The 18,485-nt window shown below is 58.0% G+C and carries 19 protein-coding genes; 7 read left to right on the top strand and 12 right to left on the bottom strand.

Annotated elements, in window-relative coordinates; translation table 11 throughout:
• Positions 1-8: 8 nt before the first annotated feature.
• Genes BUB60_RS07605 through hprK form a run of 4 tightly spaced genes read right to left on the bottom strand, consistent with a single transcriptional unit; the run spans position 9 to position 3,872 of the window.
• A complete protein-coding gene (locus BUB60_RS07605) occupies positions 9-1,028 on the bottom strand; it encodes a gluconeogenesis factor YvcK family protein (protein ID WP_073077336.1) in 1,020 nt (339 codons plus the stop codon).
• A gap of 51 nt (positions 1,029-1,079) precedes the next feature.
• Positions 1,080-1,940, bottom strand: a complete 861-nt coding sequence (gene rapZ / locus BUB60_RS07600) for an RNase adapter RapZ (RefSeq protein ID WP_073077334.1) — start codon at positions 1,938-1,940, stop codon at positions 1,080-1,082.
• A 38-nt stretch (positions 1,941-1,978) separates the two neighbouring features.
• Positions 1,979-2,905: a UDP-N-acetylmuramate dehydrogenase gene (gene murB / locus BUB60_RS07595; RefSeq protein ID WP_084726334.1), complete on the bottom strand. Its 927-nt coding sequence runs from the start codon at positions 2,903-2,905 to the stop codon at positions 1,979-1,981.
• A 31-nt stretch (positions 2,906-2,936) separates the two neighbouring features.
• Complete coding sequence (gene hprK, locus BUB60_RS07590; protein ID WP_073077331.1) at positions 2,937-3,872, bottom strand: HPr(Ser) kinase/phosphatase; 936 nt, start codon at positions 3,870-3,872, stop codon at positions 2,937-2,939.
• A 384-nt stretch (positions 3,873-4,256) separates the two neighbouring features.
• On the opposite strand from hprK, the gene rpmB reads away from it, so the two are divergent.
• Positions 4,257-4,445 (top strand): 50S ribosomal protein L28, encoded by a 189-nt coding sequence (gene rpmB / locus BUB60_RS07585; RefSeq protein ID WP_073077329.1) that lies wholly within the window; start codon positions 4,257-4,259, stop codon positions 4,443-4,445.
• A 379-nt stretch (positions 4,446-4,824) separates the two neighbouring features.
• Complete coding sequence (locus tag BUB60_RS07580) at positions 4,825-5,148, top strand: hypothetical protein (RefSeq protein ID WP_073077328.1); 324 nt, start codon at positions 4,825-4,827, stop codon at positions 5,146-5,148.
• Positions 5,149-5,210: 62 nt separating this feature from the next.
• Here the strand turns inward: BUB60_RS07580 and BUB60_RS07575 are convergent, their stop codons facing one another.
• Entirely contained in the window at positions 5,211-5,570 is a 360-nt protein-coding gene (locus BUB60_RS07575) for a cupin domain-containing protein (protein WP_073077327.1), read from the bottom strand.
• A 254-nt stretch (positions 5,571-5,824) separates the two neighbouring features.
• The gene (locus BUB60_RS07570; protein ID WP_073077326.1) at positions 5,825-8,242 is read right to left on the bottom strand and encodes a glycyl radical protein; all 2,418 of its coding nucleotides are present in this window, start codon (positions 8,240-8,242) and stop codon (positions 5,825-5,827) included.
• A 186-nt stretch (positions 8,243-8,428) separates the two neighbouring features.
• On the opposite strand from BUB60_RS07570, the gene BUB60_RS07565 reads away from it, so the two are divergent.
• Positions 8,429-8,731, top strand: a complete 303-nt coding sequence (locus BUB60_RS07565; RefSeq protein ID WP_073077325.1) for a hypothetical protein — start codon at positions 8,429-8,431, stop codon at positions 8,729-8,731.
• An 85-nt stretch (positions 8,732-8,816) separates the two neighbouring features.
• Here BUB60_RS07565 and BUB60_RS07560 read toward each other — a convergent pair whose 3' ends face one another.
• The 6 genes from BUB60_RS07560 to BUB60_RS07535 form a co-directional block, all read right to left on the bottom strand.
• The gene (locus tag BUB60_RS07560; protein ID WP_073077645.1) at positions 8,817-9,833 is read right to left on the bottom strand and encodes an NAD(P)H-dependent glycerol-3-phosphate dehydrogenase; all 1,017 of its coding nucleotides are present in this window, start codon (positions 9,831-9,833) and stop codon (positions 8,817-8,819) included.
• A 152-nt stretch (positions 9,834-9,985) separates the two neighbouring features.
• Entirely contained in the window at positions 9,986-10,654 is a 669-nt protein-coding gene (gene plsY / locus BUB60_RS07555) for a glycerol-3-phosphate 1-O-acyltransferase PlsY (RefSeq protein WP_159435365.1), read from the bottom strand.
• Positions 10,655-10,708: 54 nt separating this feature from the next.
• On the bottom strand, positions 10,709-12,037 hold the full coding sequence (gene der / locus BUB60_RS07550) for a ribosome biogenesis GTPase Der (RefSeq protein ID WP_073077323.1): 1,329 nt from the start codon (positions 12,035-12,037) through the stop codon (positions 10,709-10,711).
• 183 nt (positions 12,038-12,220) lie between these two features.
• Entirely contained in the window at positions 12,221-13,519 is a 1,299-nt protein-coding gene (locus BUB60_RS07545) for a DUF512 domain-containing protein (RefSeq protein WP_073077322.1), read from the bottom strand.
• Between the two features lie 198 nt (positions 13,520-13,717).
• Positions 13,718-13,903, bottom strand: coding sequence for a 50S ribosomal protein L32 (gene rpmF / locus BUB60_RS07540; protein ID WP_073077321.1), 186 nt, complete (start codon positions 13,901-13,903; stop codon positions 13,718-13,720).
• 14 nt (positions 13,904-13,917) lie between these two features.
• Complete coding sequence (locus tag BUB60_RS07535; RefSeq protein WP_073077320.1) at positions 13,918-14,412, bottom strand: YceD family protein; 495 nt, start codon at positions 14,410-14,412, stop codon at positions 13,918-13,920.
• A gap of 255 nt (positions 14,413-14,667) precedes the next feature.
• Between BUB60_RS07535 and BUB60_RS07530 the strand changes: the two genes are divergently transcribed.
• The 4 genes from BUB60_RS07530 to BUB60_RS07515 all read left to right on the top strand — a co-directional run bounded on the left by BUB60_RS07530 (position 14,668) and on the right by BUB60_RS07515 (position 18,484).
• Complete coding sequence (locus tag BUB60_RS07530; protein WP_073077318.1) at positions 14,668-15,630, top strand: RluA family pseudouridine synthase; 963 nt, start codon at positions 14,668-14,670, stop codon at positions 15,628-15,630.
• A gap of 64 nt (positions 15,631-15,694) precedes the next feature.
• Positions 15,695-16,861: an ABC transporter ATP-binding protein gene (locus tag BUB60_RS07525; protein WP_073077317.1), complete on the top strand. Its 1,167-nt coding sequence runs from the start codon at positions 15,695-15,697 to the stop codon at positions 16,859-16,861.
• The gene (locus tag BUB60_RS07520) at positions 16,851-17,663 is read left to right on the top strand and encodes an ABC transporter permease (RefSeq protein WP_073077316.1); all 813 of its coding nucleotides are present in this window, start codon (positions 16,851-16,853) and stop codon (positions 17,661-17,663) included. The genes BUB60_RS07525 and BUB60_RS07520 overlap by 11 nt, the downstream gene beginning before the upstream one ends.
• Positions 17,660-18,484: an ABC transporter permease gene (locus tag BUB60_RS07515; RefSeq protein ID WP_073077315.1), complete on the top strand. Its 825-nt coding sequence runs from the start codon at positions 17,660-17,662 to the stop codon at positions 18,482-18,484. Before BUB60_RS07520 ends, BUB60_RS07515 begins: the two co-directional genes overlap by 4 nt.
• Position 18,485: the final 1 nt, after the last annotated feature.

The following is an 18,485-nucleotide window of genomic DNA, read 5'->3' as shown; positions in this document are numbered from 1 at the left end:
GTACGGTATCAGATCTTCCGGCGCTCAAAAATCCGCGTCGGTGCCCGCCTTCTGAAAATGCCCATGATCTCCCGGGCCAGCAGCTCGGGATTGTGGCGGACAAGGTCCTTATAGCGCTCCGCCAGCGGCGCCGTAAAAAGCTCGACGCCGAGCTTTTCGATTTTCTCCGGGTCCACGGCAATCGGCGCCGCGCCGTCGTCCGCGTAGCGCCGGAGGAGCTCCGGCGGCGGCGTCAGGCTGTTGACGAGGCACATGTCGAACAGCTTGCTGGAGGAGTGCCGGAAAAGCTCCCGGATATGGTCGGAGGCCGTATACCCCTCCGTTTCGCCGGGCTGCGTCATGATATTGCCGATATAGAGCTTCGCCGCGCCGGAATTCTCGATGGCCTTGACGACGCCGCCCACAAGAAGGTTCGGGATAATGCTCGTATACAGGCTGCCCGGCCCCAGGACGATGAGATCGGCCTCCTGGATAGCCTTTAAGCTCTCGGGCAGGGCCAGGACGGGCGACGGCACGATCTGGACCCGCTTGATGCGGCAGTTGCGCTCTTGCTTCGCCTGGCAGATTTTCGATTCGCCGTAGACGACGCTGCCGTCCTCGAATTCGGCCATCAGCCGGATATCCTCGTTCGTGACCGGCAGGACGCGGCCCGTGATGGCCAGCACCTCTCCCATCCGCGCCACCGCTTTGTCAAACGACGAGGAAATGCCGTTCATGGCGGCCAGCAGGAGATTTCCGAAGCTCTGGCCTTCCAGGCTGCCGCTCGAAAAGCGGTAGGACATGAGCTGCTCCATCGTCGGCTCGATGTTGGACAGCGCCAGGATGCAGCTTCTGATATCGCCCGGCGGCGGCATCCCCAGCTCCTCCCGGAGGACGCCGGAGCCGCCGCCGTCGTCGGTGACGGTGACGATCGCCGTAATGTTCGCCGTATAGCGCTTGAGGCCCCGCAGCATCGTGGACAGGCCCGTGCCGCCGCCGATACAGGTAATCGCCGGCGCGCTCGCGCCATGGTCGAAAAATGACTCCATGTCGTATCCCCGTTTCATGACGATTTTATGCCATATTATATGAAAACGGCACTATGTTTTGTCAATGTCCCGGTGGATGCATTCCGCGGGATAGCCTTTTTCGGTCAGATAATCGGACAGCGCCTGGGCCACGGCCACCGATCTGTGGCGGCCGCCGGTGCAGCCGACGCCGACCACCAGATGGCGCTTTCCTTCCTCGATGTAATACGGCAGCAGAAATTCCATCAGCTCCGACAGCCTCCTGAAAAACTCCTTCGTCTCGCCGAAGTCGAAGATGAATTCCCTGACGGAGTCCTCCAGGCCGCTGTGCTCGCGCAGGTCCGGCACGTAATACGGGTTCGGCAGAAACCGGACGTCAAAGACGAGGTCGGACTCGATGGGTATTCCGTACTTGTAGCCGAAGGAGATGACGTTGACATTCATCGGTTTTTCTTCCTGATCCCTGTTGAAGATCGAGAAGAGGCGGCGCTGCAGCTTGCCCAACGTCAGGTCGGTGGTGTCGATGATCGTGTCGGCCTGCTCCCTGAGCGGCGCCATCATGCCGATCTCCCGGCGCACGGCCTTTTCCAGGTCGCAGCCGTCCGGGTCGAGGGGATGGCGCCGGCGCGTTTCCTTATAGCGCTTGACGATCGTTTGGAGACCTGCCTCCACGAACAGAATCCGGTGGTCGCAGCCCATGTCGCGCATTTCGTCCAGCGCGGTAAAAAGCTCGCCCAGATTTTCGATAGCGCGCACGTCGGTGACGAGGGCGACGCGCTCGTACCGGCCGCGGGTGGCCAGGCAAAGCTCGGCAAACTTCGGCATCAGCGCGACGGGCATATTATCCACGCAGTAAAAATCCATGTCCTCCAGGACGGCGGCGACGCGGCTTTTACCCGCGCCCGACAACCCCGATATGATGAGTATTTCCATAGTGCACCCTTCTTCTCTCTCTGTCCCTGGCCTATCCCTTACCGGCCTGCGCTCCGGATGATTTTGACCTCCGGCTCAAGCGCCGTCCCAAATCGGCGCAGCACCTCTTCCCGGACGTGGTCCATGACCGCCAAGACGTCCTCGAACGTGGCGCCGCCCCTGTTGACGACAAAACCTGTGTGCTTATCGGACACCATGGCCCCCCCAACGGCGTAGCCGCGGAGCCCCGCCTGGTCGATAAGGGCGGCCGCGTATCCGTTTTTCGGCCTTTTGAACGTGCTCCCGGCGCTCGGCAGCGTGAGCGGCTGGCTCTCCCGCCGCTTTGCGGCCAGCGCCTCCATCCGGGCCCGTATCTCCTGCGGGTCGCCCTTTTTCAGGCGGAGCACCGACGAGAGGATAATATCTCCGGAATCGGAGAACCTGCTGCGCCGGTATGAAAAGGCGTGATCCGCGCCGTAAATATCATAAAGCGCCAGTCCCTGTCCGAGAAAGGAGGTTTTTGCCACGACATCCTTCATCTCGCCGCCGTAAGCGCCGGCATTCATCGCCACGGCGCCGCCCAGCGTCCCCGGGATGCCGTGGGCAAACTCCAGCCCCGTCAGCGCGTGCTCCAGCGCGAAGCCGGCAAGCCTTGACAGGAGCACGCCGCTCTCGGCGGTGATCTCCGTCTCCCCGGTCAGCCGGATGTCCCCGAGCCCCGCGTGCGTCTTCACAACGGCAAGGTCGATGGGCCCGTCGTCCGCCAGGAGGTTCGTCCCATTGCCGATGACGAGGGCTTTCAGGCTAAAATTCTTCAGAACGCCGCATAGAATTCTGAGCTCCTCCGGCGATTTCGGGAAAAACATCACGGAAACAGGCCCGCCGATCCTGAAGGAGGTATGCTCCTTCAGCGGCTCATCAAGGCGGTATTCAATATCCGGCAGCAGCTCCCTTAACGTCTCAAACACGGCGGACACGTTGTTCATGCGGCGATGGCTCCAATCAAGAATAAATTTATTACGACAGCTTTTCGTCGAAATGCCTGTTGATCTGGCGGGTGAACTCCAGCGCGGCGTTGTAGCCCATGAATTTCTGGCGCTGGTTCATGGCGGCCACCTCCAGGATGACGGCCAGGTTGCGCCCCGGTTTGACCGGGATCGTCACGGCCGCCACGTCGACGCCGAGAATGGTCACGGTTTGCTCGTTGATGCCGAGCCTGTCGTACAGCATGCCCTCGCGCCAGGGCTCCAGATTGACGACCAGGTGGATGTTCTGGCGCGCCTTGACGGCGCCCACGCCGAAAATTTGCCTGACGTCAATAACGCCGATGCCGCGCAGCTCCACGTAATGGCGGATGAGCTCCGGCGCCGTGCCCTCAAGGTAATCGGCGACAGCCTTGATCTCAACGGCGTCGTCGGCAATGAGCCGGTGGCCGCGCTTTAAAAGCTCGATGGCCGCCTCGCTCTTGCCGACGCCGCTTTCTCCCAGGAGCAAAAGGCCCATCCCGTAGACCTCTACAAGGACGCCGTGGCGCGTAACGCGTGGGGCCAGCTCCATTTTTATAATGCGGATCACATCCGACATGACCGCCGAGGTGCTCTTGCTGGTGGAGCACAGCGAGACGTCGTACTTCTCCGCCGCCTCCATGAACTCCGGCAAAAGCTCGGCATCGTGGCAGATGATGAGCGCGGGAAACTTTTTCGACATATAAAAATCGACCTTTTCCCTGCGTTCCTCCGATGAAAATTTCATCAGGAACGCGACCTCCATCCGGCCGACGAGCTGGACCCGGGCCGGGTCAAAGTAGTCGTAAAAGCCGGCCAGCTGCAACCCCGGACGGTGCACGTCGCCTGTCTTGATCAAAACCTTTTCATAATCCGTCGACGGGTAGAGGATATTCAGCTTCTGCCCTTCCACCAGCGTTTTCAGCCTGTAGCTGTATTCGCGTTCCATAGCATCCTCCCGCGTATCTCTGTAAATATATGTTCCGCCGGTTAAATTGTATACAATACCTCTCCCATTTGCAAGCAAATTTCTTGTCTCAAAAGCGCGCCTCCCAAAGAGCATCTCCAAACGCATCTCCAAACGCATCTCCAAACGCATCTCCAAGCGCACCTCTAAGCGCATCTCTAAGCGCACCTCTAAGCGCATCTCTAAGCGCATCTCTCAAGGAGCACCTTCCGAGCACCCGCCCCCTTCATGTCATTCCCGCGAAGGCGGGAATCCATATCCCGGCGCAAAATAATTAGTAATTAATACTTGCATTTTTCGCCCTATTCTGTTATTATAATAAAGCTGTTCAAAATCCAATAAAGCACGTGCAAGGAGGTGCAGCAGATGGCTAAGTGTGAATTTTGCGATAAGGGCGTTTCTTTCGGTATCCGTCAGAGCCACTCTCACAGGCGCACAAACAGGATGTGGAAACCGAACGTCAAGAGAGTGTCCGCTATTGTGGACGGCGCCCCGCGCCATGTTTACGTGTGTACTCGGTGCCTCCGCAGCGGCAAGGTTACGCGTGCAGTGTAGATAATGACTGAAATGCTCACAGCGTCCGCTGTGAGCATAATTTTTTATGCCCGCCCATCGGGACGGCGCTTCCCTCATCCGCCCGGCTTCGCAGAGGCGTCTACGGTATTATTGCCGGCGCGGTGCAAAAAGCATACGATTGAAAGAAATAATCCGCGACAGTGAGAATATAGTGAGAATATTGAACAAAAACTGTCCGATATATCCGCACAAATTTTCACAAAGATTTCCTCTGGCCCGAGATTTCACTTACATTCTCCGAATCAAACTGCTATGATATCTATGGAAAGCGTCAGAGGGATATGCGTTGAACGCGAGCGAAAGCCGGCACCCGGCTGAATGCTGCCGGATGCGCGCGGCTTAGAAAGGTCAGTGAATCATGGATATCATTAACACACAGGTTCGGCATAACAAGTACGGTATCGGCGCCGTTATCGAGCAGGCGGACAATATCATCACCGTAAAATTTCCCACGGAAAGCGAGACGAAAAGATTCCTCTATCCGTCGATTTTCGAAAATTATCTGACATTCTGCAGTGAAGAGCTGCAGACGCGGCAGATGGAAGAAATTTCACGGCAAAAGGCCGAATACGAAGTGGCCGTGACGCAGCAGAAAGCCGCGGCGGAGGAGCAGCGCAAAAAAGAGCTGAAGCCCGCCCCGAAGCGCAGGAAAAAAATGATATCATCGGAAACAAAGGCGTAAGCTTTATCGACAGTCTGGGACGGCTCATTTTATGAGTCGTCCCTTTGCGTTCTCCCCTGTTTTCATATCCACTCGGGCTTTTCTACCGTCCTGTCATTGGTGACGTCGCCGGTGTTCAGCGTCGTCTTCGCCTCGATGAGCATCACCTGGACCTCCCTTTCGGCCACCGGCATGTGCTCCACGCCCTTCGGGATGATCAGAAACTCCCCGTCGTTCAGGACAACGTCCTTATCCCGGAATTTTATGATGAGCTGTCCTTTCAGGACATAAAACATCTCATCCTCCGTTTCGTGACGGTGCCACAAAAACTCGCCCTTGAGCCTGGCGACCTTGATATACGACTCATTCAGCTCCCCGATAATTTTCGGGCTCCAATGCTCGCTGAAGAGACGCAGCTTTTCCTCAACATTGACTTTATCCATTTTCCCTCTCTGGTTTCCGTCATTTTAATTTGGCTAATATATAAAATTGAATTCAAAAGCATAGTCGAGGCCGCGGGCACAGCCCAGACCTCGCCGTCGGAGTTTATAGCAGGCGCAGTTCCGCATCCGTCAGGGCCCCAGGCATGGCGCCTTCCCCTTCAGGGAAGGCGGAAATGGGTCCGGGGCGAAGCCCCGCAAGGGATCATAGGGGGCGTAGCCCCCTATACCTCTATTGGGCGGGTGGGCGGGCTTTTTTAATGCACCATTTGATCCGTCCTGCTGATAAGATCGTTCTGCAGCGCGCTGTCAAGCTCGACGAAATAGGCGGAAAAGCCGGCGATGCGGATGACGAGATTTTTGTATTTGTCCGGCTCCTTCTGCGCCTCGCGCAGCTGCTCCCCGCCGACCACGTTATACTGGATGTGCATGCCGCCGAGGGAAAAGAAGGTCTCCACCAGCAACCGGAGCTTCATGGCGCCCTCGTCGCCCTGAACGGTGGCCGGGTGGAACTTCATGTTCAGAAGCGTGCCGTTGCGGTACGTGGCGTGATTGATGGCTGCCACGGACTTCAGGACGGCCGCGGGGCCGTTTTTGTCGAGACCCTGCTTCGGGGAAACGCCCTCGGCCAGGGCTTCCCGCGCCATACGCCCATCGGGCGTGGCCCAGGTGCGCTTGCCGTTGACCACGTGGGTGGAGACGGGATAAATGCCCGCCTGCCACTTGTTGCCCCGGTCGCCGGTGCCCTTTAAAAATGCCTGGGCGAAGATTTCCATCGCGTCGCGGGCGATCTTATCCACATACGGGATGTCGTTGCCGTAGCGCGGCACCTCGTTGAGGATGCGCTGGCGGAGCGGCTCGTAGCCCTTCCAGTCGGCCATGATGGCGTCATAGAGCTCGCGGGCCGTCAGGAGCTTTTTGTCGAACACCATGTATTTGATGACCGCCAGGCTGTCGATGACGTTGGCACAGCCGACGCCGGAGGAGCCGTTGGCGTTGTATTTCGCCCCGCCGTACATGACGTCCCTGCCGGACTCCATGCAGCCGTCCATGGTGGCCGAGGCGGCGATGAGCGGCATCTTGTCGCGCATGACGAGCCAGAAGAGGTTGGACATGGAGATGTGCCAGTTCACATAGTGCTCCACGTGCTTTTTATAGGCCGCCATGACCTCGTCAAAGGATTTGTAGTCGTAGAGATACCCGGTGCCGAAGCCGGAGTCCCCGCCGTTTAACGGATTCCTGCCGTTATTGATGAGCATGGTGATGAGATTGCCCATATTGAGGTACGTGGCGCGCCCCAGGCCGCCGCAGGCCGGGAAGTCGTTGCCGGCGCCGGCAGGCTCCACGCAGCCGATGATGCAGTAATCGCGGGCATCCCCGATGGTAAAGCCGCGGGCCAAAAGCGTCGGGATGATGACGTCGTCGTTCTGGAGCGTCGGGATGCCGCCACACTCCTTTGTGCAGGCGATGGCCGCCTCCCAGAGCGTATCCGGCGTACCTTTGTGGATGCGGAGCGAGAGCGGCGGCTCATGCAGGTGGAGCCGTCCCATCGTCTGGAGCATGAGGTAGGACACCGCGTTGGTGGCGTCGCCCCCGTCCCTGCCGACACCGCCCAGGGACATGTGCTGCCCGGAGGAATAGCCGCCGGAATTGGTCGCGGCAGCCGTCGTCTTCAGGACGACGGCCTCGGAAATCTTCAAAAAGAAGCAGTCGACGATCTCCTGGGCGCGCTCCAGCGTGGTGGTGCCCTCCTCCAGTTCCTTTTTCAGGAGCGGATACGTGTACTGGTCGAAGCGGCCAAACGTCAGGCCGTGCATCTGGCCGTCGAAGCAGAGCGTCAGGTGATAGATGAGCGTGGCCTGGACCGCCTCCCGGAAGGTGCGGGCCGGGTATTCGATGATGTGATCGAGGGAGTCCGCCATGGAGCTGAGCTCCGCCCTCCGCTCGGGCGTATATTTGTCCAGCGCGGCCATGTGGCGGCATACCGCAGCGTAGCGCTTACTGAGCAGCATGACGGCGTCGCAATAGATGACGACAGCGCGGTAAAAGAGGTGCTTTTCGGCGTCGCCCTCAAATAAATGGCCGTTCATGGCCGCGAGCTTCTCGAGGGCTTCGTCCTTGATGGCCCTGAAGCCCTTGCTCACGGCTTTGGAGTAGTTGGCCGAAAAATGTCCGATGGGATTGCCGCCGGTGCCGTTTCTGGCAAAGGGCAGGATGTTCGCCGTCTCCACGGGGTAAAATTCGTCCGGGATGACGGCGTCGCAGAGGGTGCCCAGGCAGCGGTCGTTCCAATACTCCTCGATGGAGCACATGTAGTCGGCGTCCACCGGATCGATCTCGTTGTACTCCTCGTATGCCTGTCTTTTATAGAACTGGCCGCTTTTGAGCTCGTCGACGAGCCATTTCACGCCGCCGTACTCGGGGTTCGTGGTGGCGCCGCGAAATGTCGGCACCTGATTGCCGACGATCAGGTCGTCGTCGCCGACGATGAGCGTCATCCTCTCGCAGATGGCGTGCATGCATTTGGCCCGCTTCAGCAGCGGATGCTCCGTCTCGTGGGCCTTATAAAACTCGGTGATGATCCTCGGGCGTTCGCTGGAGAATTTGGGCGTTGTGTTCCGGTACCGCTCCCTGATGCGCAGGACTCTGTCGCTGATGGGTGAAAAGGTATACATAGCAGTCTCCTTCCCGGCTCTCGATAACACTTATATTTTATTTTATTATAGTAACTGCCGCCGGCAAAATCAACCACGGCGGTCTTTACAAAAAATATCTCTGAAGCGGATATGATAACTTTTCTTCTTTTTTATATTAATGGAACCTTTCAGGCCCTGGCCCGTCTATACGTTTGAGGTGAAATTATGAAGAATCTGCTGTGCTCGGCTTTGATTGCCGCCCTGTGCTTCACCCTCCAGCCGGCCGGAAACGCGGCGGCGGCGCCCGCCGGCCCGCGTGACGAGGAATCGGCCCTTTCAAGGAGCGCCGTATCCGAATACATAGACGTCCCGGAGAATCGGGACAGCGTCGACGACGGGATATTTGCAGAGGCGCCATACAATTGCGATCCTCAAATGCTGATCCCTGTCACGGCGGATAACGACCCCGGCTTCACGCGGGAGCCCGAAGCAACACGCAGCGCCGCAGCTATAAATTTTATCCCTTAAAATACTTAAAGTCCGCTTTCGCGGACTTTAATCAGCTTGTCAAAAAACCTGCCTGCAGAGGGGACTGGCTTTATCGACAGCCTGGCTATCCCACCCAGGTCTCCTCGGCGGTATCCCATTCGCGCTTCCGGTCCCGGCTCATGAGATCCTTCATGGCGGTGAGGGCCGATTTGCCTTCGTAAAGCACCTTATAGGCCTCGGTGGATATGGGCATGGGGATGCCGACCTTTTGGGACAGCTCGTAAGCGGCCTTGGCGGCGTAATAACCCTCCACCACGGCGCCGACCTCCTTCATGGCCGCCTGGGCATCCATCCCCTTGCCGATCAGCACGCCGGCGCGCCTGTTGCGCGAGTGCTGCGAGGTACAGGTGACAATGAGGTCGCCGAGGCCGGCAAGGCCCGCCAGCGTGGACTTTCTTCCGCCCAGGGCCACACAGAGCTCCGCGATCTCGGCAAGGCCGCGCGTCATCAGCATGGCGATCGTATTATCGCCGAAGCCGAGGCCGTCGCTGATGCCGGCGCCTAAGGCAATGACATTTTTGAGCGCCGCGCCGAGCTCCACGCCGATGACGTCGGTGGAGGTGTAGACGCGCAGGTAATCGTTCATGAAAATATCCTGGACCTGCTCGGCAACCTTGATGTCCTCCGACGCCACGACGCAGGCCGTCGGCACCTGGCGCCCGACCTCCTCGGCGTGAGTGGGGCCGGACAGGGACGCCAGCTTTACCATCTCGCCCAGCGTCTCCCGGAGAATACGGGAAAAGAGCCGGCAGGTGTCCTTCTCGATGCCCTTTGACACGCAGACGACGATGCAGTCCGCCGGGAGCTTATCCTTCAGCATTTCCGCCGTTTCCGCCACCGCGAAGGACGGCGTTGCGATGACGGCGAGGCCGATGCCGTCGGCGGCGTCCCGCAGCGACGTGGTGATCGTGATCCCCGCCGGGATCGCCACGCCCTTCAGGAGCGGATTTTCTCTCGCCGTGGCAAGCGTCTCGGCTTCCTTTTCAAACTTTGACCACAGCGTGACGTCATGGCCGTTTTCATGCAGTACCTTGGACACGGCCGTACCCCAGCCGCCGCTGCCGAATACCGTTATTTTCATCATTGTTACCCCATCTCTCCACGTTGGGTTTCCCCCGCGCGGAGGCTATTTTTTATGTAAGGGCTTATCAATCGCCCGCATGCGCCGTCATAAGACGGCGGGCGATTATCAATCGCCCCTACATATATACCAGTCATTCACAGCAGTGAATATTACGCTTCTTTTTTGCGGTGAAAGGAAAACCTGGATTCCTTCCCGGCAAAAATGCGCCTGATGTTTTCCCGGTGGCGGTAAATGAGCAGCGCGGCGCACGCGGACGAGAGGACGATTTCCCACACGCCGCCGAAGCCCAGAAGGCCGACCATGAGCGGATAGGCGAGCACGCCCACCACGGCGCCCAGCGAAACGTACCGCGTCGCCAGCGTCAGCACTATAAACGCCCCCCAGGCGGCCAGGGCGATGCGCCAGTCGATGAAAAACACGATGGTGCCCATCGCCATAACGCCTTTGCCGCCCCGAAATTCATAAAAGAGCGGAAAGCAGTGGCCCAGCATCACAAAGAAGCCGGCCAGCTCGCTGCCGAAGAAGCTCAGGCCGAAGAAGCCGACGTTGCCGCTGGGGAACGTATCGGCGCTGAGAAAATGCGAAAACAAAAAGCCGCCGAGCACAACGGGCCCCACGGTCTTCACCACGTCGATGAGGACGACGAGCACCGCGCCGCCCTTTCCGAAAACGCGGTAAAAATTCGTCAGGCCGGGATTGCCGCTGCCGAATTTGCGGATATCCTTGCGGTAAAAATATTTGGATATAATGATCGCGCCGTTGACGCCGCCGATGACATACGCCTGCAAAGCCGTCACAATTATCAGTAAAATAAGCATTGCCGTCATCCCCCATGGTCCGAGTTTATTTCATACGCCTGTTTTCGCAGCGCGTTATTCGCCGTCCCTGCCCCGTTCCCGGACAAACAGGCGCACCGGCGTGCCTTCCAGGCCGAAGACGCCCCTGATCTGGTTTTCGAGATATCTCTGATATGAAAAATGGAACAGCGTCGCGTCGTTGCAGAAGCAGACGAAGGTCGGCGGGCGGACGCTGATTTGCGTCATGTAATAAATCTTCAGCCGCTTGCCCTTGTCCGTGGGCGGCTGGACGCGCGCCGTGGCGTCCGACAGGACGTTATTGAGCATGCCTGTCGTAATGCGCATGGCCGACTGGTTGTCGACGTAATTGATGAGCTCGAACAGCCGGTCCACGCGCTGACCGCTTTTGGCCGAGATGAAGAGGACCGGCGCGTACGTCATGTAGCCCAGCGCGTTGCGGACCTCCTGGCGCATATGGTCCATGGTATTGCTGTCCTTTTCGATAAGGTCCCATTTGTTGACGACGATGATGCTGGCCTTGCCGGCCTCGTGCGCCAGCCCTGCGACCTTTGTGTCCTGCTCCGTCACGCCGTCGCGGGCATCGATCATGATGAGGCAGACGTCGGCGCGCTCGATGGCCATCTCCGAGCGCAGGACGCTGTATTTTTCGATCCTGTCGTCCACTCTGGAGCGCCGCCGGATACCGGCCGTGTCGATGAAGATATATCGGCCCTGCTCGTTTTCAAAGGGCGTATCAACGGCGTCCCGCGTCGTGCCGGCAACGTCGCTGACGATGACGCGGTTTTCCCCCAGAATGTAGTTGATCAGCGAGGATTTGCCCACGTTCGGCTTGCCGATAACGGCCACCTTGACGACGTTCTCCTCCTCCTCTTCCCCGGTCTCTTCCGGGAAGTATTTGAGGCAGGCGTCCAGCACGTCGCCCGTGCCGTGGCCGTGCACGGCGGACAGCGCGACGGGGTCGCCCAGGCCGAGGGCGTAAAACTCGTAGATGTCGGGATTTGTCGGCCCGATGGAATCCATCTTGTTGACGGCGAGCACGACGGGCTTTTTCGAGCGCAGCAGCATGGACGCGATCTCCTGATCGGCCGCCGTAACGCCCGTCTCTATATCCGTGACGAACAGAATGACGTCGGCCATTTCAATGGCCAGCAGCGCCTGCTCGCGCATGAACAATAAAATTTCGCTGTCCGCCGTCGGCTCGATGCCGCCGGTGTCAACGATGGAAAATTCCCGTCCGCTCCAGTCGGAGGATGCGTACAGCCTGTCGCGCGTCACCCCGGGCGTATCCTCGACGATGGATAGGCGCTTCCCGGCTATTCTGTTGAAAAGCATGGACTTGCCGACATTCGGCCGCCCGACGATCGCGATCAGCGGTTTTGCCATATGAGGTACCTCTTATTACAGCTATTACGCCTCCCTCGGACGAGGGCGGCGGCACGGCGGAACACCGTGACGGAAGGAGAAATACAGCCGAGACTGTGGTGCGCGATATTCCTCCCTCAGCCGCCTGCGGGCGGCAGCTCCCTCGTCTGAGGGAGCCATGAGGATGAGGCAATAGAGAGTTCGCTAATTTCCAAAGATCGCGCGGATCAAATCCTCGCCATCCTGGCCGACGACGCGGACCGTTACGCCCAGCGCCCTGGACACCTCGTCCAGCGTGACGTCGTCGAGAAATACCGTTTCGCCGTGCCGGAGCATATTTTTCGTAATCAGCAGCCGCTGCCCCAGGTCGCGCCCCTTGAGCTGCGCGATGAGATCGCCGCCGGTAATAAGCCCAGCCACATCGATCAGGCTGCCGAAAAATTCATTTTTGACGGCAACTACATTTCCATTAATATTAGCACATTTTTCCCGCGCGGAATCTAAAATTTTTTGTAAACAATGCGCAGCGGCCTCGCCTGTGGCGATGGAAAACAGCGCGCCGTCGGCGGAATGATAAAACGGCAGCGCGTCGCCGGCCTGCGTCATGAGGAGCCGGAGCATGCCCACCCCGTTTTCCAGCTGCGGGTATCCCTCGTAAAACGCGTCCTCCGGGACGTCGAGCCCCGCCTTCAGGTAGAGCTCGTCCGCCGGGTAAAAAAGGCGCGTGCCGAATTTTTTCAGGCATTTCTCGCCGGTATGCTCCACCTGCCGGACCGTCTGGAGCGCGCGCGCCGAGTCGAACGGTGTGAGCGGACAGAGCCCTTCCCGGAATTTTGTGAGGCCGACCGGCACGACGGACACGCTTTTCACGGCCGGGTGCAGCGCGGCAAGGTCGCTCATGGTGCGTTCGAGATGCTCCCCGTCGTTGAGACCGGGGCAGCAGACAATCTGGCAGTGCATCGTCATGCCGGCGTCGCGGAAGCGCGACAGGGCCCCCAGCGCCCGGGCGCTCTTCTTGTTGCCCAGGAGCAGGCTGTGCAGCTCCGGTTCCGTTGAATGCACGGAGATGTTCAGCGGCATGAGGCGCAGGTCGATCATGCGCTGGAGCTCGGCGTCGGACATGTTGGTCAGCGTCACGTAATTGCCCTGCAGAAAGCTGAGGCGGGAGTCGTCGTCCTTGAAATACAGCGTGTCGCGCAAGCCCGCCGGCAGCTGGTCGACGAAGCAGAACACGCACCTGTTGGCGCAGGAGCGCGCGTCATCCATCAGATAGTTGTCAAACGTCAGCCCCAGCTCTTCGCCCTCCCGCTTGTTAACGCGCACAAAGCGGAGCCTCCCGCCGCCGCAAAGCTCCAGCAGCAAATGCGCGTCGTAGGCGTAAAACTTATAATCGAGGACATCGTTTATCTTATGCCCGTTGATCCTGTTTAAGGTTTCCCCCGGGCGGACATGCCGCCGGGCGGCCGGGCTTTTTTCCTCAACGGCGATGATGACGGACCCCATAAACGCTCCAAGCCCGACGCCGCGCACCGGCGCCGGGCGCCGCCGAAAACAGGCTGGCGGCCCGCCGTAATCTCTCTTTTCACGGTAATTATGTTGCAGGGACATGCTGTTTAGTCAGGCGGCAAACAAAATTACGGTGGCCCCGAACAGGCATAATAAAACGCGGGCGGGGGTTTTGCCCCCGCCTGTCAGTTCGTTTTATTCGGCGTCGATTTTGATGACCTCGCGCCCGTTATATGTGCCGCAGGACCTGCATACTCTGTGTGGGAGCCGCAGCTCGCCGCATTTCGAGCATTTGACAAGGCCGGGAGTCTCAAGCTTCCAGTGGGAAGAACGCCTCTTGTCCCGTCTCGCTTTTGATGTTTTTCTCTTTGGTACCGCCATGGTGACACCTCCTGTTATTCATTTTCCAGGAACTGTCCAAGGACAGCGAGCCTGGGATCTGTCTCCGATTTGCATGCGCACGGCCCCTCGTTTAAATCGGCGCCGCATTTTTCACAGAGACCTTTGCAGTCGTCCCTGCACAGGAGCCTCTGATCCATGTTCAGGACAAAATCCGTCGAGATGATTTCATCGACGTCGATGAAATCGCCCTCCAGAAAAAATTTGTCCGGATCGTCCTCATCCTGCTCTCCCTCGGAGAGCGTGGTCTCGATCGCGAGATGCACGGGGTAATCGAAATCCTTCAGGCATCTGGCGCAGGTACATTCCAAAACGGCATCGACATCCGCCGTAAAAAGCAGAACGCCGGCACTGTTTCTGATCTGCCCGGCTGCTCTGGCGTTTCTGACGCCCTTGACCGATCCATAACCGGCTTGCGACAGGTCAGGCTCATAGTCAAATGTGACGCCGGTTCCGGGGATATTAATGATATCACGAAGATCAAGACGCATAGCACACCTCGCACATACGCTAGGACATTATAAATGATAAAGCAAATGTTGTCAAACTATTTTTTAATGATATAATTATACCCACCCACCCGCCCAATAAAGGAATGTGGCTTCGCACCATTCCCCATTTATAGGGGCTGCGCACCAATAACCAACGAAGCCTTTCCCCTTGGCGAAGCCGTGACGGTTGAGGGCGTTACGGCAGAAATTTATATTGCTGATCAAATTATTTATGCCCAAAAAGGCGGTATACCATTGAAAGAATTCACCATAGAGAAAAATGACGCCGGGCAGAGGCTGGACCGGTTTGTGACGAAAACGGTGCCGCTGCTGCCGGCGTCGCTTTTGCAGAAGTATATCCGCCTCAAGAGGATCAAGTTAAACGGCAAGGGAGCGAAGCAGGATGCGAAGCTTGCCTTGGGCGATAATATTCAAATGTATATAAACGACGAGTTCTTCGAGGCGCCCTCTGAGGAAAACGCCTATCTGAAGATCACCGAGCCGCAGCTGGACATCGTCTACGAGGACGAGAATATCCTGCTCGTCAACAAAAAGGCCGGGGTCCTGTGCCACTCGGACGGCGCGTGGTCGTACAACACGCTGATCGCCCACATCCAGGCGTATCTGTACGCCGAACGGGCGTGGCGGCCCCGGGAGGAAAACGCGTTCGCGCCGGCGCTGTGCAACAGGATCGACCGAAACACGCAGGGTATCGTCATCGCCGCGAAAAACGCCGAGGCGCTGCGCGTTATGAATGAGAAAATCAAAAACCGCGAGGTAGAAAAATACTATCTCGCCGTTGTCAGCGGGCCGATGCGACCCGCAGCCGGAAAGCTTGAGGGGTATATCTTCAAGGACGCCGTGAAAAATCAGGTGTTCGTTTCGGACAGGAGCGTCGCCGGCTCGAAGACGGCGGTCACCGAATACAGGACGCTGGCCGTTCAAAACGGGCTGTCGCTTCTGGAGTGCCGTCTTATCACCGGGCGCACCCATCAGATCAGGGCGCAGCTCAGCCACGCCGGCCATCCGCTCCTCGGGGACGGCAAGTACGGCAGCGGCAAAACGAACCGCCAATACGGCGAAAACGGGCAGGCGCTGTGCTCTTACCGCCTCGTTTTCGGCTTCAAAACGGACGCCGGAATACTCCAATATCTGAGCGGACGGGAATTTAAAATCGCCAAGGTCGATTTTGTCGAAAAATACTTCAATATCAATTGACAATCACACTATAATTTTATATATTTATCCTGTTTTATTTTCACATGGAAACGGGGGCCGATAGATGTCCAAAGAGTTGATTCGCCTGTCGGAGTTAACGATGGCGTTTGACGGAGAAGTTGTTTTAGACAGCATAAATCTCGTCATAAATGATAAAGAATTCCTCACACTGCTCGGTCCCAGCGGATGCGGCAAAACCACGACGCTGCGGATCATCGGCGGCTTCGTGACGCCCGCGTCCGGAGACGTCTATTTTGACGGTGTGAGGATTAATGATGTCCCGCCCTATAAGCGGACCGTCAATACGGTTTTTCAGAAATACGCCCTCTTCCCTCACCTGAACGTCTTTGAAAACGTCGCGTTCGGCCTTAAGATCAACAGGCACGAGGGGAAAAAGCTCTCGAAGCAGGAGATTTCGTCGCGCGTTCTCGAGATGCTGGAGATCGTCAGCCTCAAGGGCTTTGAGTACCGCGACGTCTCTTCCCTGTCCGGCGGCCAGCAGCAGCGCGTGGCGATCGCCCGGGCGCTCGTCAACAAGCCGAAGGTGCTGCTTCTGGACGAGCCGCTGGGCGCTTTGGACATGCGCCTTCGCAAGGATATGCAAAACGAGCTCAAGCGCATCCACGAGGCGATGGGCATTACCTTTATATATGTCACCCACGACCAGGAGGAAGCCCTGGCCATGAGTGACACCGTCGTCGTCATGGACGCGGGCAAAATCCAGCAGATCGGGACGCCCGAGCAGATTTACAACGAGCCGGTCAACGCCTTTGTGGCCGATTTCATCGGCGAGAGCAATATCGTCGACGGGACGATGATCTCCGACGGCATCGTGGAGATATTCGGCCGGAAATTCAAGTGCCTGGACACCGGCTTTGCGGAAAACGCGCCGGTGGACGTGGTCATCCGTCCCGAGGACGTGGACATTGTCGACGTCAAAGACGGCATGCTCACCGGCACCGTGACGAACATCACGTTCAAGGGCGTCCACTACGACGTCATCGTGGACTTCAAGGGCTTCAAATGGCTTATCCAGACGACGGACCTTGTGACCGTCGGCGCGTATATCGGCATCAAGATCGACCCGGACGGCATCCACATCATGAGCAAAAGCGACTACAGCGGCAAATTCGGCGACTACAGCTCCTACAGCGCCGAGTACGACGAAATCAGCGACGTTGAATACGAGCCCGAGGAGGAAAGCGCCGAGGAGGAAATGTATGAAGCTTAGGACGCTGGCCATCCCCTACGTCGGCTGGATGGCGCTCTTCGTCGTAACGCCCGTCGTCATCATCCTCGCCTACGCGGTGACGAATTCCGGCGGCGCCTTCTCGCTGGAGAGCTTTGCAAAGATGGGCGATTACATTTCCGTCTTTATCCGGTCGTTTCTGCTGGCCGTCATATCCACCGTCATCTGCATTATCATCGGCTACCCCGTGGCCTATATCCTCGCCAAGGAGCGGCCGCGGCTGCAGCGCATCCTCCTGATGCTCGTCATGCTGCCCATGTGGATGAATTTTCTCCTGCGGACATATGCCTGGATGTCCATTCTTGAAAATACGGGACTTTTGAACCGCCTGCTCACCGCCGTCGGGCTGCCCGCCGTCGGCATCATCAACACCCCGGGCGCCGTGGTGATCGGCATGGTATATAACTTTCTGCCCTTCATGATCCTGCCGGTCTATTCCGTTATCGTCAAGATAGACCGCAGCCTGATCGAGGCCGCCCAGGATCTGGGCGCCGGCGGATTGACCATTTTCAGAAAGGTCATCTTCCCGCTGAGCCTGCCCGGCGTGTTGTCGGGGATCACCATGGTCTTTGTCCCGGCCGTTTCCACCTTTGTCATCTCGCAGCTTTTGGGCGGCGGCAGCAACATGCTCCTGGGCGATCTCATTGAAATGCAGTTTCTCGGCACGGCCTACAACCCGCATCTCGGCTCGGCGATCGCTTTTGTGATGATGATCGTCGTCATGCTCTGCATGTGGCTGATGAACAAATTCGGCGCCGGTGAAGAACAGGCGGTGATGCTGTGAAAAAACGTCCTCTTCCCACAAGCCGCATCTTCCTTGTGCTGATCTTCATCTTCCTGTACGCTCCCATCGCGCTGCTCATCGCCTTTTCCTTCAACAGCACCAAGAGCCGGACGGTGTGGAGCGGCTTTACGTTCGACTGGTACAGGCAGCTCTTTCAGGACAGCGCCATCATGAGCTCTCTCTGGACGACGCTGACCGTCTCCATTTTCGCGGCGCTGATCGCCACTGTCGCCGGCACGTTTGCCGCTATCGGCCTGAACAACATGCGTCGGCGCTGGCAGAGCCCGCTGCTGGCGGTGAGCAATATCCCTGTCATCAACGCCGACATCGTCACGGGCGTATCGCTGTGCCTCCTGTTCGTCTCGCTCGGCGCCGTTTTAAAGTTCGAGCTGGGCTTTGGGACGCTCCTGATTGCGCATATTACCTTTAATATTCCCTATGTCATCCTGTCGGTCATGCCGAAGCTCCGCCAGTTGGACAAAAACCTGGTGGACGCCGCGCAGGACCTGGGCTGCACCTGGTTCCAGGCCTTTTACAAGGTCATCATTCCCGAAATCATGCCCGGCATCATCAACGGCATGATCATCGCCTTTACGATGTCCATCGACGACTTTGTTATCAGCTACTTTACGGCCGGCTCCCAGGTGCAGACGCTCTCCATGACCATCTATTCCATGACCAGGAGGCGGATCAGCCCGAAGATCAACGCCGTGTCGACGCTTTTGTTCGTCTTCGTCCTCATCATGCTGCTGATCATCAATTTCCGGGAGGTCCGGCAGGAAGAACGCGTTAAAAAACAAAATTCACATCATCATTCGTAAA

Source organism: Sporobacter termitidis DSM 10068, assembly GCF_900130065.1.
GTDB lineage: Bacteria > Bacillota > Clostridia > Oscillospirales > Oscillospiraceae > Sporobacter > Sporobacter termitidis.
The sequence above is the reverse complement of the archived record's forward strand: the minus strand, read 5'-3'. Positions and strand labels throughout refer to the sequence as shown.